The 15,391-nt window shown below is 59.6% G+C and carries 20 protein-coding genes and 3 pseudogenes; 10 read left to right on the top strand and 13 right to left on the bottom strand.

Annotated features, from left to right (window positions below):
* Nucleotides 1–73 precede the first annotated feature (73 nt).
* Nucleotides 74–439: a hypothetical protein gene (locus ACE103_RS30090; protein WP_375776002.1), complete on the bottom strand. Its 366-nt coding sequence runs from the start codon at nucleotides 437–439 to the stop codon at nucleotides 74–76.
* 29 nt (nucleotides 440–468) lie between these two features.
* Between ACE103_RS30090 and ACE103_RS30085 the strand changes: the two genes are divergently transcribed.
* Nucleotides 469–1,188: a DUF1515 family protein gene (locus tag ACE103_RS30085; RefSeq protein ID WP_375776001.1), complete on the top strand. Its 720-nt coding sequence runs from the start codon at nucleotides 469–471 to the stop codon at nucleotides 1,186–1,188.
* Between the two features lie 1,549 nt (nucleotides 1,189–2,737).
* On the opposite strand, the gene ACE103_RS30080 is transcribed toward ACE103_RS30085, so the two are convergent.
* On the bottom strand, nucleotides 2,738–3,199 hold the full coding sequence (locus tag ACE103_RS30080) for a hypothetical protein (protein ID WP_375776000.1): 462 nt from the start codon (nucleotides 3,197–3,199) through the stop codon (nucleotides 2,738–2,740).
* 173 nt (nucleotides 3,200–3,372) lie between these two features.
* Between ACE103_RS30080 and ACE103_RS30075 the strand changes: the two genes are divergently transcribed.
* The gene (locus ACE103_RS30075; RefSeq protein WP_375775999.1) at nucleotides 3,373–3,606 is read left to right on the top strand and encodes a DUF6894 family protein; all 234 of its coding nucleotides are present in this window, start codon (nucleotides 3,373–3,375) and stop codon (nucleotides 3,604–3,606) included.
* 31 nt (nucleotides 3,607–3,637) lie between these two features.
* Here the strand turns inward: ACE103_RS30075 and ACE103_RS30070 are convergent, their stop codons facing one another.
* From ACE103_RS30070 to ACE103_RS30050, 5 genes and pseudogenes are all read right to left on the bottom strand, one after another.
* Nucleotides 3,638–3,832, bottom strand: a complete 195-nt coding sequence (locus ACE103_RS30070; protein WP_375775998.1) for a hypothetical protein — start codon at nucleotides 3,830–3,832, stop codon at nucleotides 3,638–3,640.
* 451 nt (nucleotides 3,833–4,283) lie between these two features.
* The gene (locus ACE103_RS30065) at nucleotides 4,284–4,454 is read right to left on the bottom strand and encodes a hypothetical protein (protein WP_375775997.1); all 171 of its coding nucleotides are present in this window, start codon (nucleotides 4,452–4,454) and stop codon (nucleotides 4,284–4,286) included.
* A gap of 209 nt (nucleotides 4,455–4,663) precedes the next feature.
* Entirely contained in the window at nucleotides 4,664–4,930 is a 267-nt protein-coding gene (locus tag ACE103_RS30060) for a hypothetical protein (RefSeq protein WP_375775996.1), read from the bottom strand.
* A 170-nt stretch (nucleotides 4,931–5,100) separates the two neighbouring features.
* Nucleotides 5,101–5,385 (bottom strand): hypothetical protein, encoded by a 285-nt coding sequence (locus ACE103_RS30055; protein ID WP_375775995.1) that lies wholly within the window; start codon nucleotides 5,383–5,385, stop codon nucleotides 5,101–5,103.
* Nucleotides 5,382–5,830 (bottom strand): annotated as a pseudogene (locus ACE103_RS30050) (hypothetical protein). The gene ACE103_RS30055 and the pseudogene ACE103_RS30050 overlap by 4 nt, the downstream one beginning before the upstream one ends.
* A gap of 198 nt (nucleotides 5,831–6,028) precedes the next feature.
* On the opposite strand from ACE103_RS30050, the gene ACE103_RS30045 reads away from it, so the two are divergent.
* The 4 genes and pseudogenes from ACE103_RS30045 (at nucleotide 6,029) to ACE103_RS30030 (ending at nucleotide 9,213) form a co-directional block, all read left to right on the top strand.
* The gene (locus tag ACE103_RS30045) at nucleotides 6,029–6,208 is read left to right on the top strand and encodes a hypothetical protein (RefSeq protein ID WP_375775994.1); all 180 of its coding nucleotides are present in this window, start codon (nucleotides 6,029–6,031) and stop codon (nucleotides 6,206–6,208) included.
* Nucleotides 6,209–6,217: 9 nt separating this feature from the next.
* Complete coding sequence (locus ACE103_RS30040; RefSeq protein WP_375775993.1) at nucleotides 6,218–6,517, top strand: hypothetical protein; 300 nt, start codon at nucleotides 6,218–6,220, stop codon at nucleotides 6,515–6,517.
* Between the two features lie 38 nt (nucleotides 6,518–6,555).
* Nucleotides 6,556–6,978: pseudogene (locus tag ACE103_RS30035) on the top strand (hybrid sensor histidine kinase/response regulator); the annotation flags it as partial.
* A gap of 9 nt (nucleotides 6,979–6,987) precedes the next feature.
* Nucleotides 6,988–9,213, top strand: a complete 2,226-nt coding sequence (locus tag ACE103_RS30030; protein ID WP_375781214.1) for an ATP-binding protein — start codon at nucleotides 6,988–6,990, stop codon at nucleotides 9,211–9,213.
* A 161-nt stretch (nucleotides 9,214–9,374) separates the two neighbouring features.
* Here ACE103_RS30030 and ACE103_RS30025 read toward each other — a convergent pair whose 3' ends face one another.
* Complete coding sequence (locus ACE103_RS30025) at nucleotides 9,375–9,770, bottom strand: hypothetical protein (RefSeq protein WP_375775992.1); 396 nt, start codon at nucleotides 9,768–9,770, stop codon at nucleotides 9,375–9,377.
* Entirely contained in the window at nucleotides 9,767–10,210 is a 444-nt protein-coding gene (locus tag ACE103_RS30020) for a hypothetical protein (RefSeq protein ID WP_375775991.1), read from the bottom strand. The genes ACE103_RS30025 and ACE103_RS30020 overlap by 4 nt, the downstream gene beginning before the upstream one ends.
* Before the next feature lie 237 nt (nucleotides 10,211–10,447).
* Between ACE103_RS30020 and ligD the strand changes: the two genes are divergently transcribed.
* A complete protein-coding gene (ligD, locus tag ACE103_RS30015; protein WP_375775990.1) occupies nucleotides 10,448–11,341 on the top strand; it encodes a non-homologous end-joining DNA ligase in 894 nt (297 codons plus the stop codon).
* A gap of 225 nt (nucleotides 11,342–11,566) precedes the next feature.
* Nucleotides 11,567–11,761 (top strand): hypothetical protein, encoded by a 195-nt coding sequence (locus ACE103_RS30010; protein ID WP_375775989.1) that lies wholly within the window; start codon nucleotides 11,567–11,569, stop codon nucleotides 11,759–11,761.
* 222 nt (nucleotides 11,762–11,983) lie between these two features.
* Here ACE103_RS30010 and ACE103_RS30005 read toward each other — a convergent pair.
* Nucleotides 11,984–12,106: pseudogene (locus ACE103_RS30005) on the bottom strand (plasmid stabilization protein); the annotation flags it as partial.
* A gap of 196 nt (nucleotides 12,107–12,302) precedes the next feature.
* On the opposite strand from ACE103_RS30005, the gene ACE103_RS30000 reads away from it, so the two are divergent.
* Nucleotides 12,303–12,863 carry a type 1 glutamine amidotransferase domain-containing protein gene (locus tag ACE103_RS30000; protein ID WP_375775988.1) on the top strand — a complete coding sequence of 187 codons (561 nt, stop codon included), beginning with the start codon at nucleotides 12,303–12,305 and terminating at the stop codon, nucleotides 12,861–12,863.
* A gap of 3 nt (nucleotides 12,864–12,866) precedes the next feature.
* Nucleotides 12,867–13,313, top strand: a complete 447-nt coding sequence (locus tag ACE103_RS29995) for a PPC domain-containing DNA-binding protein (protein WP_375775987.1) — start codon at nucleotides 12,867–12,869, stop codon at nucleotides 13,311–13,313.
* Between the two features lie 183 nt (nucleotides 13,314–13,496).
* On the opposite strand, the gene ACE103_RS29990 is transcribed toward ACE103_RS29995, so the two are convergent.
* From ACE103_RS29990 to ACE103_RS29980, 3 genes are read right to left on the bottom strand one after another with little or no spacing between them, the layout of a single operon-like run.
* Complete coding sequence (locus tag ACE103_RS29990; protein WP_375781213.1) at nucleotides 13,497–13,664, bottom strand: PQ-loop domain-containing transporter; 168 nt, start codon at nucleotides 13,662–13,664, stop codon at nucleotides 13,497–13,499.
* Between the two features lie 39 nt (nucleotides 13,665–13,703).
* On the bottom strand, nucleotides 13,704–13,865 hold the full coding sequence (locus ACE103_RS29985) for a hypothetical protein (protein ID WP_375775986.1): 162 nt from the start codon (nucleotides 13,863–13,865) through the stop codon (nucleotides 13,704–13,706).
* The gene (locus ACE103_RS29980) at nucleotides 13,862–14,968 is read right to left on the bottom strand and encodes a DNA topoisomerase IB (protein WP_375775985.1); all 1,107 of its coding nucleotides are present in this window, start codon (nucleotides 14,966–14,968) and stop codon (nucleotides 13,862–13,864) included. The genes ACE103_RS29985 and ACE103_RS29980 overlap by 4 nt, the downstream gene beginning before the upstream one ends.
* Between the last annotated feature and the right edge of the window lie 423 nt (nucleotides 14,969–15,391).

Below are 15,391 nucleotides of genomic sequence, written 5' to 3'. Positions count from 1 at the left end.
TCGCCGAACGGTCGCGCAATGAAAAGGCCGCTAGCTGAGCGGCCTTTTACGCAACTTTGACTGCGAGGGTACGCTAGTCGCAACGGCGGACCTGGCGAACCGAACCGTCATCGCGTTCGATCGTAACGGTGCGGCATCCGCGATAACCGCGATCATAGTTGTAAGCGCGATAGGCGCGTCGATCATAGTCTCGGTCGTAATATCGGTGCTGCGGGCCAACCACGACGCCGCCGACCGGAGTATCAATGGCCAATTGGGCTGACGCTGGTGCAATCGAGAGCGGCGTGACAACAGCAAAGCCCGCAACCGCCAGTACACCCGCCAACGACAGTATCCTCATAAGTTCCTCCTCAGTTGTCCCATCGCTGTTAAACGTCACGGGTGAGGCAAGGTTCCTGTTCAAATCGGGCGTTTCCTCCCTAGACTTGAGGCCGATCATTGCGAGGTGCTCGGCCTTTCCTTTTGGTGATGCAGCAGCTGACCGGGAAATCCTGGTACTGGCTCGCGCGCAGGCGTGCGCTGCGCCTCCGTATCTTTCTGCGTGATCTCTGCACCTGCCCGTGCAAGGGCTGTGGCAGCGGCGAACCGCACACGTCCTTGCTAGTCTGCGACCACATCATCCCGCATTGTGGCGACCAGCGCCTGTTCTGGGATGAGAGCAATCTGCATCGGCCGTGTCGAGGGCGTGTCCTGCGAGAGCGCGGCGCCGTCGGAAAAGCCGGTGCACGGTTTCGCGCGAAAGAAGGCGCAATGAGCGGTGACGAAACGGCCAGCGTGAATACGGCCTTACTTCAAATGGCCGCCAAGATCGGCGGACTCGGGTCGACCGTCTCGACGCTGCTGCAGACCTGGCAGCGGCAGAAAGAAAAGGCCTCGGATGGCCGCAAGGACCTTCATCAGAAGGTCGACGCGCTGCGAGCCGACATGACTACGATGGGGGCGAAGCTTGCGATGGCGACGCAAGACATCGCCGATATGAAGCCGATCGTTCGAGCTGTCCAGAACGTGCGCGCGCGGGCAGACGGCGTGAGAAACGTCAGCCGCTGGTTCTATTGGGTCGCGGTTGGCTTGAGTGGCGGCGTCGTATGGGCCGTCACCGATTTCGTCTACATCCACGACGCCGGTGCTGAAGTGAGGTATGGCGCCTGGTGCAATCGTATGTTCGTCCGGACGAAAGCCTTCCGGTAGACGGGGCAGTTCATCATCCATCGGCCTATTGCAGACCGGGCAGGGCGTGCCGGCGCCGCCGCAGATGCAGGCATGAGGGCCGGTCCTGGCCGGTGCTGATTGTTCTCGCAAACTGTCCCTGTGTCCTCGCGTCGAATGCATGCCGGATTGCTCACGACAGCGCGTCCATCACGCGGCTCATGGGACCGACCATCGCGGCAGTTAGAAGCAAATCTCCCCTTCCATGCGAATGCCGCCAAGCAGCTTAAGGCCATTTTTTCGCGCGCACAGCACAACGCCGCCCGTTCAGTATACAACGGACGGCGTTGGCCCTAGCCCCAGGAGGGTGTGCAAAATCCTGGCAGGGGTAAGATCTGGCACGGAGTGCATAGAGGGGGCATATCCCAAACGGACTATCTCATCTCCGTAAGAATACGCCTGTCGCTAGGAGCAAGGCTCCAGCCGGCCAAAAAAACTCGCAGCCGCGCGGTGAGGCGGCCTCAGCGTTCGTTCCAGCGCGCTGGGGCCGTTTCTTTGGATGCAAGCTGAGGGGCGGGAATCCGTCGATTCCTGTGGGTTCCGTATCCTTGATTTATTCGCTCCGGATGCTCCCCTCATTGAGACACGCCCGGATCAGAATTAGGATACCCCGCGAGTCGGGGGTACTCCGGGAGAGCGGTCTATATTGCTGATGTTGCCGGGGTACACTTCACGGCGCTCTCGGCCGGACCGTGCGTTGCGTTTGCGCTCCGGAGAGGTTCGCATTCGGAAAGAAGCCCCGACGCGCTAGCCCCCGTCGGGGCTTCTTGCTGTTTACGAGGCACTCAGCGCCACCGAACATACGAACGCCGCCCGCTTAAAATGCACGCGGACGGCGTCAGCCTAGCCCCAGGAAGGATTTGCAAAATCCTGGCTATTTTAAGTGCTCACGAATATTGAAAAGGTTTAATACCCCTGAATGGGTAGCTCGGGCCGTACCTTTGTCGTGCATGAGAAGGCCGCAAAGAGAATGTTCAAAATAAAACCCCGCCTTCGCGGGGCGGGGTTTGGCCGCCGACCGCCTTGGGGGCGGATGAGGTCGGCAAGCGTGACATTAATTCTCGGCCTCGCAGAAAGTTCCTAGGAACGTGAGTGAGACGGCATGGCCTTTTTGTCGCGGCGGGGAGGTCCAACAAAGCGCCCGCATGGCGAGTTTCTCCAACCAATGGAAAGCGCATCCGCGAACGGCCTGAACGAAATAAGTCCCAGCGCCGCCGGGGAAGGTTGGCGCTGGGACTGATGGCGGCGGACTCGGGGGCAGGATTGCGCCGCCGCCAATTGCCTAATCTTCCCGACTTGGATTCGTTCCTATGTAGTCCCGACTCGCTCGCAAAACGGCCCCAGCCCATCGAGGGGCTGAGGCCGCTTTCCGACTGCTTTGCGCGTGCGCTCCGGGGAGAAGCGCGCACAAAGACCAAGCGGTGCTGTCGAGGGACGTTCCTGTGGCCGATTTCAGCCAGTACCCGGGTCTCGCGGCGGGTGCCTGAGATCCATGCCTGCGAGGCGCTCGTCGATACGCCGGTTCAGGTCCTCATCGCGCAGCGCATCCTCGCGCCGGTCGGCGCGCGCTGCTGATACAGCGAACCCGGCGACGACCGATGCGATCGCGATCCCGACATAAAGCCACCATGGCATCTGAACGTCTCAGACAAGCCGCAACGTCAGTTGCCGGCGATCGCTGACGTGCCGATCGACAAAACCCTGCAGGGCCACCGGCACCTCGGTCTGCTGCAGGTCGCAGCGCCGCTGGGACCTCGCGGGCGATGTCCTCGGAGACGTCTTCGCTCCAGCGCTCGGCGGTGTTGAAGCCGATCACTCGGATCGGGCTCGAATATTCGCCGGCCATCAGATCCTGGATCACGGTCTCGAGGTCAGCCGCCTCGAGGTCGGTCTCGCGCCAGGCGCGACCGATGGGGCCAAAATCGTCCGCGACGAGGTAAACGGTCTGATCATCGCAAGGGATGATCGACGGTGTCCAATCAGCCTTACGCATAAATGACTCCACGCAACGCAATCGGGATTCAAGCAAACGCCGACAAATTCGTTCCCGGCCGAGCTGGTCGTCAGGAACGAGGCAGATGTGCGGACGTTCGTTTCTCCGTATGTCGGTTTTGGCGGGTCGAGCCTTGCTCGTGGCCTCCAATAGGCGAAGCCTGAGGATATCAAATGCCGCAGTATTTCTTTCATGTTTACCACGACAGCCCCAGCCGTGACGACGTTGGGGAAGAGCTTCCGGATCGCCACGCCGCCTGGAAAGAAGCCACGGCAATTGCAGGAGAGACGTTGAAATATCTCGACGGCACGCTGAAGCCCGGGCACGATTGGAGACTGGAAGTCACGGATGCAAAGGACAAAATTCTGTTCAGACTGGTGATTTCGGCGGAGTACGCGTCGAAGTGACCGCTCCTAGGACTGCCAACAGCGGCAGGCCTCACACGGGACGAGGTCGCTCCTTCAGTTTGCGATTAATTAGCGTCTCGGCTCGCCGCCTCGCCAGCTCGACCAATCGAGTGCGCACGGTGTGATGAGACTTGCGTCCGCCGATATGAATATCGACCTTGAACACGTCGTCGTAGGTGTGCGTCACGGTGAACGTGACACCTCTATGAGTAAAGGTGTTGGGCATGCGCGCGATCTAACAAATCGCGTTTGCCAGTTGCACCGGGAAGCTACGGGAAACCGTCCCGCTCCGGGGATGGAGCCATGCATGGCCTAATCATCCCAGGTAAAGAACTGCACTCGAAATGCGAGCATGCTTACCGAGTGCGAATGTGCAGCAAGCCAGTCAACAAATAGACTACAAGCGGTCAGATCGATTGAAGCTCCGGCGCCCGCAGCCATTCGGTCATGCTAGCGCCAGCCTCAGCCTGATGGGCTAGCTTCAGCAGCGCTTCCTTTTCGATACCTGGGGCGAGCGCTGCGGCCTGTTCGCGTAGCTCTCTAGCTCGTTCTGCGAGCCGCGTTTCAAGTGAGTTAGTGTGCCTGACACGGCGTCGAATTTGGCCCACTCGCCCTTTCCCTCTCGTTCGGTTCCAGCCCGGAACGAGGCTGTAAATCCGTGAGGGAATGCAAAGTTCCTATCGGGAATCCTCAATGGTGCGCTCGACTTCATCAGCCAGAGTGCGGTGATGCGCGGCCAGCTTGGCGAACAGCTCTTTCTTGGTCTTGTCGGTCGCTAGCTTGCTGATCAGTTCACACTCTGCCGCCTCGACACGAAGCTTCTCCAAGTGCGCCTGCATGTCCTTCATCGAGAGAAATTCCTGCAATTCTCGCGGGTGGAATACGGGGAACCCATGTAGAAGGTGATTCGAGCTCGTCAAGCGCGGAAACGGCATTCCCGTATTCTTACGGAATCTGCGTTCGAGCCAAAGCGCGCTAACCTCATGATACCGGGCCATTTCATCAAGATCAGGGTTCATTTTTCCGGGAGGGGCCGCTGGCGTTAGGCGGCCCCTTTTTATGGGCCGAACAGCTCGCTTCCAGCCTGCAGGATCTTCACGTAGGTGCCGCTCTCGTGGCGGGTCAGCCAACCACTGTCGAGACAGAATTTCAGGCCTGCGCCATATTCGGCCGGCGACGCGCCGTCCTTGTCGATGAATGGATAGTTGATCTTCTCGATGTAGATCCTGCCGTCCTGGATCGGCACGAATGCCTTGGCGTACTCCATAATCCTGCGGGCAGCCTTCTCGGGGTCGGCCCACGGCCGCTCTTCCTTCAGTTTCATCGGCGAATTCGATCTCTCTTCTGAACGGCATAGATGTGCTGGCGGTGCACGTGGCTCTTGGCCGGCCGGTGGCTATCAAACATCACGCCGCAGGGACAGCGCATCAGCGACGACAGCTGTTGAGAAGGCAGTTTTTCGCCGCGCTCCCACATCGCTTGCTTTCTCTTGGTTCAGTCACGCTGGTCTCGCCACGCCTGGAAATCCGCCTCGGTTAGGGTCGGCAGCAACAGCTGCCATGCGGCTTCGAACGCCGTGCGCGCCTGCTCAAAGGTCTCGGCTGGTCCGCCAGTCAATCGGTCGCAACCAGGATGGAAGCCGCACTTCCATTCCCATTGATCGGCGTGGTTCGGCACACCGGCGCGCTGCCCGATCGAGCCGATACAGACGTCGCCGTAAAAAATGTTCCATTTCTCCCGAGCCGACTCCTTGTCGCGCCGGCGCGTCAGCTCGGTCACGTCCCATCTCCGATCGGCGAGCGTTGCCAAAGCTGCAGCAGCTCGGCGGCCGGGCGCTTGCCCGCCTTGCGGCACTTCTGGCACCGCAGTCGGCCAGCGAGGTCGTGAACATATGTCGTGGCGACGTGGGGCAGGGCGGCGAGATCGACAGCGCGCGGCGTCTTACATCGCGAGCACTTGATCTCCAGCCACGGATAGTCGGCGTTGATGGCCTGGTCGATCGAAGGCGACGGGTCGACCGGACCGCCGTCCGCCCACATCCTTTCATTCCAGCTCTGACACAGCAGGTCATCGGCCTCGCGGATCAGGTCCTCGCCGGCGGCGCGCTTCTCGGCTGATCGGGCGGCGAGGATGGTGGTCACGCCCCCGGGCCCGCGCCAACTCCTTGGTCAATGCCTTGCGATCGCCGTCCGGAGAGGGGTGTGGAGTGTTGTTTTGGAGCCATTGACTACATTTCCGTGCTGACTCGGACAGGCGGAATTCGCTAAGGGTGGTCGATGATTTGGGGTGTCCGCTTTCGAAGGGAAATGCGGACACCCTGCCTGACCCTCGGGATGTCGCCTTGTGACCCAAACCGGACGCCGCGACCGACCAGCCCAGTCAAGTATGGAACCGGCGCTAGGGTTCGGGATTATAAGTCAAAATGGGTGGACCTATTTGGGTGACGATCCACCGGGTGATTGAGGCCTACGGCCTGATGATGGACTTGACCGAAGCAAACCAACTGGAGGCAGGCCGACGGGTTGAGGCGCATCTGGCTGGCATCTCAGGCGACGACAAAGCTCTCGCGATCGAAGGCTTGCGGTATCTGCGCAAACACTGATGAACATTGTTGAATCAAATGAAGATTGGTAACGGCTTCAGAACGCGGCTCGAATTTGTGCTTGGACAGGTATTCGAGGATCTTGAGTGCGGCGGCGATCACGAAACGCGCGCGTTCGTAGCTACTCGGCTCCTGGAAGCGGTGCAGTCCGGCATTTTAAAACTGGAAGATTTGAAGGGCATCGCTCAGGATGCGTTGGCCGAGTTTGTGCATCCAGAGGCGCTTGCGCCAATTCGGCCCGATCGAATTGAACCATGCTCTGTTGTATTTTCCCCAATTGAACCCGATAGCCGGTCCCGGCACGTCTGACGTTGTGATTTCGACGGCTGGGAGGGTACCGTCTCACCATGTCTTATCCCTTTCTTGCAGGCGGCGGCGAAGCTGCCGACATCATCGCTAAATTCAAGTGGAGCGCGACCCCGCTGGGGCCAATTGAAGGTTGGCCGGGCAGCCTGAAAAGCTCGATCGCGCTCGTCCTGCGATCTCCCGTCCCGATCGTCACCCTGTGGGGCGAAGACGGGATCATGATCTACAATGACGCCTACTCGGAATTTGCCGGGGGACGGCATCCGAAACTTTTTGGCTCAAAGGTTCGCGAAGGATGGCCTGAGGTCGCTGACTTCAACGACAACATCATGAAGGTGGGCCTCGCCGGACAAACCCTGGCTTATCGCGACTTTACCCTCACGCTTTTTCGGCACGACGGCAAGCCCGAGCAGGTCTGGCTCAATCTCGATTACTCGCCAATCCTTAACGAAAGCGGCAAGCCTGCCGGGGTCATGGCGATCGTCGTCGAAATCACTGACAAGATCAGGATAGAGCGAGAGTTGAACGCCGAGCGCGAAGGTCTGAAGCGCATGTTCGAACAGGCTCCCGGCTTTATCGCCACGGTGAGCGGTCCTGAACACCGGTTCGCGATGGTCAACGAGTCCTATCGAACCCTCGTCGGACATCGGGACGTTCTCGGCAAGCCAGTCTCGGTCGCCTTGCCCGAGGTTGTCGAGCAAGGGTTCGTGACCCTGCTCGACAAGGTCTATTCCACGGGACAACCCTATATCGGGAGCGGTGCGAAAGTCCGGCTCAAGCGCGACGCGCACAGCGACGCTGACGACCGTTACCTTGATTTCGTTTATCAGCCGACGATTGCTGACGACGGGTCCGTCACAGGCGTCTTCATTCAGGGACACGACGTCACCGAACAACACATCATTGAACGAGCGATTCGCTCGGAGACACACAAGCTCAACGTGCTGAATCGCAGTGGCGCGGCTCTCGCTGCCGAACTCGATATCGGCCGGATCGTTCAGATTGCGACTGACGCTTGCACGGAAATCGTCGGCGCCGAATTCGGCGCGTTTTTCTACAACGTGACCAACGACAATGGCGAGAGCTACATGCTCTATGCCCTGTCAGGTGTCCCTCACGAGAAGTTCTCGCAGTTTCCCATGCCGCGAAATACGGCGGTCTTTGAGCCAACATTCAAAGGAGCTGGTGTCGTCCGTTCTGACGACATTCTGAAAGACGCTCGCTACGGCAAGAGCGCGCCGTATCACGGTATGCCGAACGGGCACCTGCCCGTTCGCAGCTATCTCGCCGTACCCGTGATATCGCGATCCGGTGAGGTGATTGGCGGATTGTTCCTGGGACATGGCGAGCCCGGCCGCTTTCTCGATGAGCACGAGGAACTCCTGATCGGCATCGCAGGTCAGGCCGCTACCGCCATCGATAACGGCAGGCTTTTCCAAGCCGCCGAACGCGAAGTGAAAGACCGTCGACGCGCAGAATCTGCTTTGCAGACCCTTAACAACACTCTTGAGCAACGTGTGATCGACGAAGTCTATGCGAGATCGAAGGTCGAGGACCAATTGCGGCAGATACAGAAAATGGAAGCAATTGGACAATTGACCGGCGGCATAGCTCACGACTTCAATAACATGCTCGCTGTCGTCATCGGTGCACTGAATCTATTGCAGAGAAATCTCGCGCGGGGTGAAACGGACGTCGACAGATTTGTTGCAGCAGCAGCCGACAGCGCCAAGCGTGCGGCGTCGCTGACGCAACGGTTGTTGGCTTTCTCAAGGCAACAACCGCTCTCGCCCGAGTTGCTGGTGATCAACAGGCTTGTAGCGAATATGAGTGACCTGCTCGTTCGGACACTGGGTGAGCACGTCAAGATCGAGACAGTGCTCGCCGCTGGCTTGTGGACGGTAATGATTGATCCCGTGCAGTTGGAAAGCGCTGTCATCAATCTGTCGGCGAACGCGCGCGACGCAATGCCCCAGGGCGGAAAGCTGACCATCGAAACGCAGAACACGTTCGTGGATGAGGCCTACGCCAAGGAATACGCCATCGTACCAGGTCAGTATGTCTTGCTTGCCGTGGCCGACAGTGGCAGCGGCATGAGCCAAGACATCCTGGACAAGGTGTTCGATCCGTTCTTCACGACTAAGACTGTAGGAAAAGGCACCGGACTTGGCCTGAGCCAAGTGTACGGCTTTGTTCGTCAGTCGGGCGGCCACGTCAAGATTTATTCGGAGATCGGCGTCGGCACAACGGTCAAGATTTATCTCCCGCGCCACTACGGCGAAGCGCCGCCCGATCGATCTATTGGAATCGAGCCAAAAATATTCAAGGGCTCAAATAGTGAGTTCGTCCTTGTCGTCGAGGACGACGATCGAGTTCGGGCGATCTCCGTCGAAGCGTTGCGAGAACTCGGCTATAGCGTACTCGAAACGTCCAACCCCAAAGAAGCACTTCGCCTACTGGAAAGCGACCAGCCGGTGACGATCCTGTTCACCGACGTCGTCATGCCGGACATGTCGGGGAGACAGCTAGCTGATCTCGCGCGTGAAAAGAGACCAGAAATCAAGGTTCTTTACACGACCGGCTATACGCGCAACGCCATCGCTCACAACGGCATCCTCGATCCCGGCACCAGTCTGCTGACCAAGCCCTTCAGTGTCGAAGAACTCGCTGAAAAGATCCGCCGGGCTATCGATACGTGAACTCCGCTTCTGGCCCAAAGAAGCGGTCATGCCGTTCGGCAGCGCGAAGTCCGCTTTTAAAATGAGAAACGGACATTTCCCAAGCGAGCTGACTTCCGTTAATGACCCCAGAGCAGCGTGCTCTCTCGCCGCCCGGCCGGCATCGATCGCCCAAGGTGAAGCTATTCCCGGAATTTCTCAACGAGCGGCTGGGTCTTCCTACATGGCGGACGAGCGAGCGCGCGCCGATCCCAACCGCTCGATTGCCGCGAACTTCCAGGCCTTGCCCGGCAACAGCTTTGTCGTGAGTAGGTGCGATCCGCTGGGGCCTCAGTCAGGGTCGGCAGCAACACTTGCCATTCCGCTTCGAACGCCGTGTGCGCCAGCTCAAAGGTCTCGACCGGTCCGCCGGTCAATCGGTCGCAACCAGGATGGAAGCCGCATTTCCATTCCCATTGATCGGCATGGTTCGGCACACCGGCTCGCAGCCCGATCGAGTCGATGCAGATGTCGTCGTAAAAGATACTCCATTTCTCCCGAGCCGACTCACTGTCGCGGCGACGTGTCAGCTCGGTCACGACTCGTCTCCGATCGGCGAGCGTTGCCACAGTTGCAAGATCTCGGCGCCCGGCCGCTTGCCGGCCTTGCGGCACTTCTGGCAGCGCAGCCGGCCGGCGAGGTCGTGAACGAACGTCGTAGCGACGTGGGGCAGGGCAGCGAGGTCGACAGCACGCGGCGTCATGCACCGCGAGCACTTGATCTCGAGCCACGGATAGCCGGCGTTGATGGCCTGGTCGATCGAGGGCGACGGGTCGACCGGACCGCCGTCCGTCCACATCCTCTTCCAGCTCTCGCACAGAAGGTCGTCGGCCTCGCGGATCAGGTCCTCGCCGGCGGCGCGCTTCTCGGCTGATCGCGCGGCGAGAATGGTGGTCACGGCCGGGGCGCGCGCCAACTCCTTGGTCAATGCCTTACGGTTGCCGCCGGATGGAGGTGGGGGATGATGTTTTGAGGCCATAGGCTTCATTTTCCCGTTGAATCGGGCGAGCGGGAAGTCGCTAGAGATTGTCGAGTGGCCTCGGTGCCCCGCTAGAAGTTGGTCAATCGGGCGCTGGTTCCTGAGTTCGGGTCGATCAGGACGGACGATGTCCCGTAGGACTGGGGCAGGTCCGCGGTCGTTGTCGACTCCGGAAGTACACTGGCTAAACTGCCCGTCGTTGGCCCCCTCCAGCGGCGGGCGCTTTGTGAGTTGTGTATGAAGCGGATCGAGATGCCTGGGTTCATTAAACCTCAGCTAGCGACCCTACGGAGCAAAGCTCCCTCGGGGCTGCAGTGGATTCACGAAGTCAAATACGACGGCTACCGCGTACAGCTCCATCTCGACCGCGGTAAAGCCAAGGCCTTTACCCGTAATGGCCTGAACTGGACAAAGCGGTTCTCAGTCATTGCCGGCGCCTTCGACATCTCCGGGCAGGCGATCATCGATGGGGAGGTCGTCGTCGTCCATGAAGGCCGTACCAACTTCTCCGAGCTGCAGGCAGAACTCGCCAGAGGCGAACAGGACCGCTTGCTCTATTACGCCTTCGACCTCCTATGGCTCGATGGGCAAGACTTAAGGAAAACGCCGCAGCTTGAGCGCAAGGCCATGCTGCAGGGCCTGTTCGATACCTACCAGCTCGAACCTCCGGTCCTATTCAGCGAGCATGTCACCGGGGACGGGCAGCAGTTGTTCGAGCGCGCTGCCAAGCTCAACTACGAGGGCATCATCTCCAAGCGGGCCGACGCTCCATACCGGTCGGAGCGGGGCGAGGCCTGGCTGAAGGTGAAGACGGTTCAGCGCGAGAAATTCCCGATCGTCGGCTTCGTCAAGGACCCCACTGGCGTGGCAGCCCTTTACCTTGGCAAGCAGCAGGGGAAGGAGCTTGTCTACATGGGTAAGGTCGGCACCGGCTGGAATCGGACTACCTCGGCGCAGATCCGTAAAGCCCTGGATACCGTCGTCAGCCCGAAGGCCAAGCTCACAAAGCCGATGCGGAAACCGAAGGCAACCTGGGTCGAACCCAAGTTCTTTGCCGACGTCGAGTACCGCGACATCACGTCCGAAGGTCTACTTCGAGCCAGCTCGTTCAAGGGGCTGTCCCGGAAGTAGCTTGGGGCTTTCAACCCACATCGGGGTATCAGCCTTTAGGTCCAGTCCATCGCAGGAAATACAACGTAAGTCGGTCCGCTGGTCGAGTGACATGACGGCCTTGAGCGGTTTGCCGCAGCGCTGGCATCTGGTGAGGTCCATGGTCTTTTCCCATTTACCCCATAACCAGCCGAAGGAACAAAAAGTTCCTGCGCGGCGTTGTGGGATTTTCTCGGGAGGATTTGAATGGAGACTGTGGTTGAGCGGGTTGTTCGTACCTACGGTATGATGGTCACGCTGGCGCCGAACGAAGAGGAAGAAGTCAGGCAGCGAGTTATGAAATTCGTCGTGGGACAGGCGGGCGATGACAACAGTGTCGCGGTCGAGGCAATCAAATTCCTCAGAGGGTCGAAGCCGTCCCGCAGGCGTCAGCCGAAGTGATCAATCCGAACTGTCCGATTTGCCACGGCCTCGGCTGGGTGTGTGAAGACCATCCTCATCTCGTCTGGACGGATGAGGTCAGAGGGTGTCAGTGCGGCGCAGGGATGCCGTGTGAGTGCCAGCGGTCGGGCGATGTTGATGCCGGGATTGAAGAGCCGAAAACCAGCTCAATAATCGACGTCGTCGAACGCATATAGTGGCTCGATAGTTCGGACTGTGAAGAACGGTAGCCCAAGCGCGCCTCTCCGCTTCGCTTTCCGTCAATCCGCGCTGCTCGTACCCTTCCTCGATATGCCGAGCCATCCTCTCTTGCTTGCCGGTATAACTCGATTTATTCGCCGCGGGGCATGGAACCCTCCTCTACGTGAAGTACGATAAATCCGAAATCCGGAGCGATGTTCCACATCGGCGCGACCGGCCTTTCTTCCCGAGGCGCCAGAGCCGTGGTGATCCCAGGCAGGCGCTGCAGACTTCGGTCGGGGCAGGAACAAACCCAGCGCGGTCCGCTTAGTAGGCAAAACGCCAAGATAAGGATTCGACCATGGATTTGAACGGGAAAAAGATCGCAATTTTGGCCGCCAACGGCTTCGAGCAGGCCGAGCTCGAGGTGCCGCGGGATCGCCTGACGAAAGTTGGCGCGACCGTCCACGTTGTTTCGCTCGCGGCCGGCGAGATAAAGGGGTGGGACAAGAAGGATTGGGGCCGATCCGTGAAGGTCGACAAGACACTCGACGAAGTGGCGGTCGACGACTACGACGCGGTCGTCCTGCCGGGCGGCCAGATCAATCCGGACCTGCTGCGGGTCGAGCCCAAGGCACTGAAGTTCATCAAGGACATCTTCGATGCGAAGAAGGTCGTCGCCGCCGTCTGCCACGCTCCGTGGCTCCTGATCGAGACAGGCATCGCCAAGGGGCGCAGGATGACGTCGTTCAAGTCGATCAAGACGGACGTCGCGAACGCCGGCGCCAAGTGGGAGGATGCGGAAGTCGTGGTCGATCAGGGAGTGATCACGTCGCGAAATCCAGGAGACTTGGAAGCCTTCAGCGGCAAGATCATCGAAGAGGTCAAGGAAGGCCGTCACTCCCAGCGCAGCGCGGCCTGACCGATGAAGAGCCAAAAAATAGCCCACGACGCGGGATCCGAAACCCGCGTCGTCGTTCTCGACTCCGGAGAGGAAGCGTTCGCCGCGCTCAGCAGGTTCGCCAACGAAACGGGAATCACGGCAGCAACGCTGACGGCGATCGGCGCCTTCCAAAAGGCGACGATCGGCTGGTTCGACTTCGAGCGTAAGACGTACAAGAAGATCGAGGTCGACCAGCAATGCGAAGTGTTGAGCGCGATAGGCGATGTCGCGATAGGCGACGACGGCAACGCGAGCCTGCACGTTCACGTCGTCCTTGGCTTGTCCGACGGCACGACGCGCGGTGGACACCTTTTGGCGGGTACGGTCAGACCAACGCTAGAGGTCGTCCTCACTGATACGCCGGTCCATCTGCGACGAAAGAAAAAGCCCGACATCGGCATTGCGCTGATCGACCTCGATAGCGCCTAGTCGCCGGACGTTTTTGAAAGCTTATCACGAGAACGTCTCTCGATAATGGTCCCTAGGACCGAAGCTGCCTCGATTTCAGGCAAATCGGAGTGGTCGAGCGTGAAATCGGGAAGGTGATGCCGTCAATGCAAGTCGCGAATCTTGCAACCGAGCACGACGGCGGCCAAGGTTGCCCCGATAGAGTCAGCCAAGATGATGACCCAGTCTCCGCGAAGCACCGCAGACGATCCAGAGGCCGAGCCCAAGCGTCAACACCGCCAGCATGTGGAGCGACAAGTCCTTCGTGGATCCCGCTGGCCAAGCCTTCCGGACCTGAGGGATATACGATAGCGACGCGAGCAACGTAGCCATACCGCCGGCATAGGCTGCAATCTCTGACATCCACCCCGATCATTTGGGGAGCAAGCCACTGATCGCGGCCGACCCCGCCGTCAGCGTCATGTCGCCCACGTGCTCGGCGGACAACTTCCTGCCGATGGCGCCGACGAAGATGAAATCCAACGGCGGCAGCACTTCCAGCGTGCTCAAATAGACGACGGCGCAGCGCTTCATGCCGCGTCCGCCGATTTCAGCGAGTTCAACCGCTTGTGGAGAAATGCCAATACCATGATCTCGTCGGCGGTCAGCTTTGCGTACTGCCGCTTGAACTTCTGGGCAATCTTCGCATCGATCATCTTGATCAGGTCCCCAGACATGTAGGCACTGAGGACCTCAGGATGGACATAGCTCTTGCGGCAGATGGCAGGCGTGTTGCCGAGCTGCTTCGCGACCTTCTCGATGGCGGCGACGACGTTGCGCTTGGCCTCGGTCTGGCTGTCATACTTCTTGAATTCTGCCAGCGCGAGCGCAGCCAGCACGGTTCCCGCCCACGTGCGGAAGTCCTTGGCGGTGAAGTCCTGTCCCGTGATCTCCCGGATGTACGTGTTGACGTCACCGGAATCGACCGTGTGCGACGCGTTGTTGTCGTCAAGGTACTTGAAGAGTTCATGACCTGGAATTTCGGCGCAGCGCTTTACGACGGCCGTGATGCGCTTGTCCTCGACCTGCAGCTTCCATTGTTTACCCGACTTACCCGTGAAGTCGAAACGGAGCACGCCCCTTCCGATCGCCACATGCTTGCGCCTCATTGTGGTCAGGCCGTAGGACTTGTTCTGCTGGGCATACTCCGCATTTCCCACGCGGATCAGCGTCTTCTCGAGCAAGCTGACGATGGTCGCCAACACCTTGTCACGCGGCAAGCCTTCGAGTTTCATGTCCGCCGACACTTGGGCGCGCAGCGATGGCAACGCGGCCGCAAATTGCACTACGTGCGCGTATTTGTTCTGGTCGCGCAGCTCGCGCCATTTCGAGTGATAGCGGTATTGCTTCCGTCCCCGGGCGTCGACACCTGTCGCCTGTATGTGACCGTTGGCCGATGGGCATATCCAGACGAATTCGTAGGCGGGAGGAATGCCGATCGACTTGATGCGACGAACGATGGCTTTATCGGTGATCTGCTTGCCGTCCTTGTCGTAGTACGTGAACGAAGTGCCGGTCCGCTTACGGCGATACCCAGGACTTGCGTCGTTTACGTACCGCAGTCCTTCTTCTGCAATCGAAGAGGCGACGTCAGCTGCTCGGTCGGGAACCTCTTCGATCCTGCTATTTCGAAGCATCTTCGTTTCCTCGCAGAAAGAAGCGCTTGCGAAACAACGGCTTCCTCGAGCGATAAGGTTCGTAGGGAAGGTTGGTTCCTTCGGAGTACGTCGGCTACTTTCGCATTTCGCGGAAGAAGGTCGACTGCCTTAGCTCAGGTAAGCGATAGGCCGGGAGCCTCGATCTCCTGCCCTGTCAGCGGCCGTTCCGATCAGGGAACATCCGACTTTATGCGCGCGGGCCGGCTTCAACATCGAACCGCGCGAGAGGACGACGATTGTCGCCCGATGGTGCAACTCGCGCTAGTGGCACACATCGTCACCGGCGGTAGTGAAATCGAGGCTGCAGCGCTCGCCGCGTGTCCCATGGCTCGCGTTCTCGGCTGGCGCTAGCGGGGTTCCCTGAACGGCGCTTCGATGTGGCGGGACAGCCTGAAAGGACCT

The sequence above is a fragment of the Bradyrhizobium sp. ma5 genome (genome assembly GCF_042258955.1).
Lineage (GTDB): Bacteria > Pseudomonadota > Alphaproteobacteria > Rhizobiales > Xanthobacteraceae > Bradyrhizobium.
Note: the sequence above shows the minus strand (reverse complement) of the source record. Positions and strands in the feature narration are given on the sequence as shown.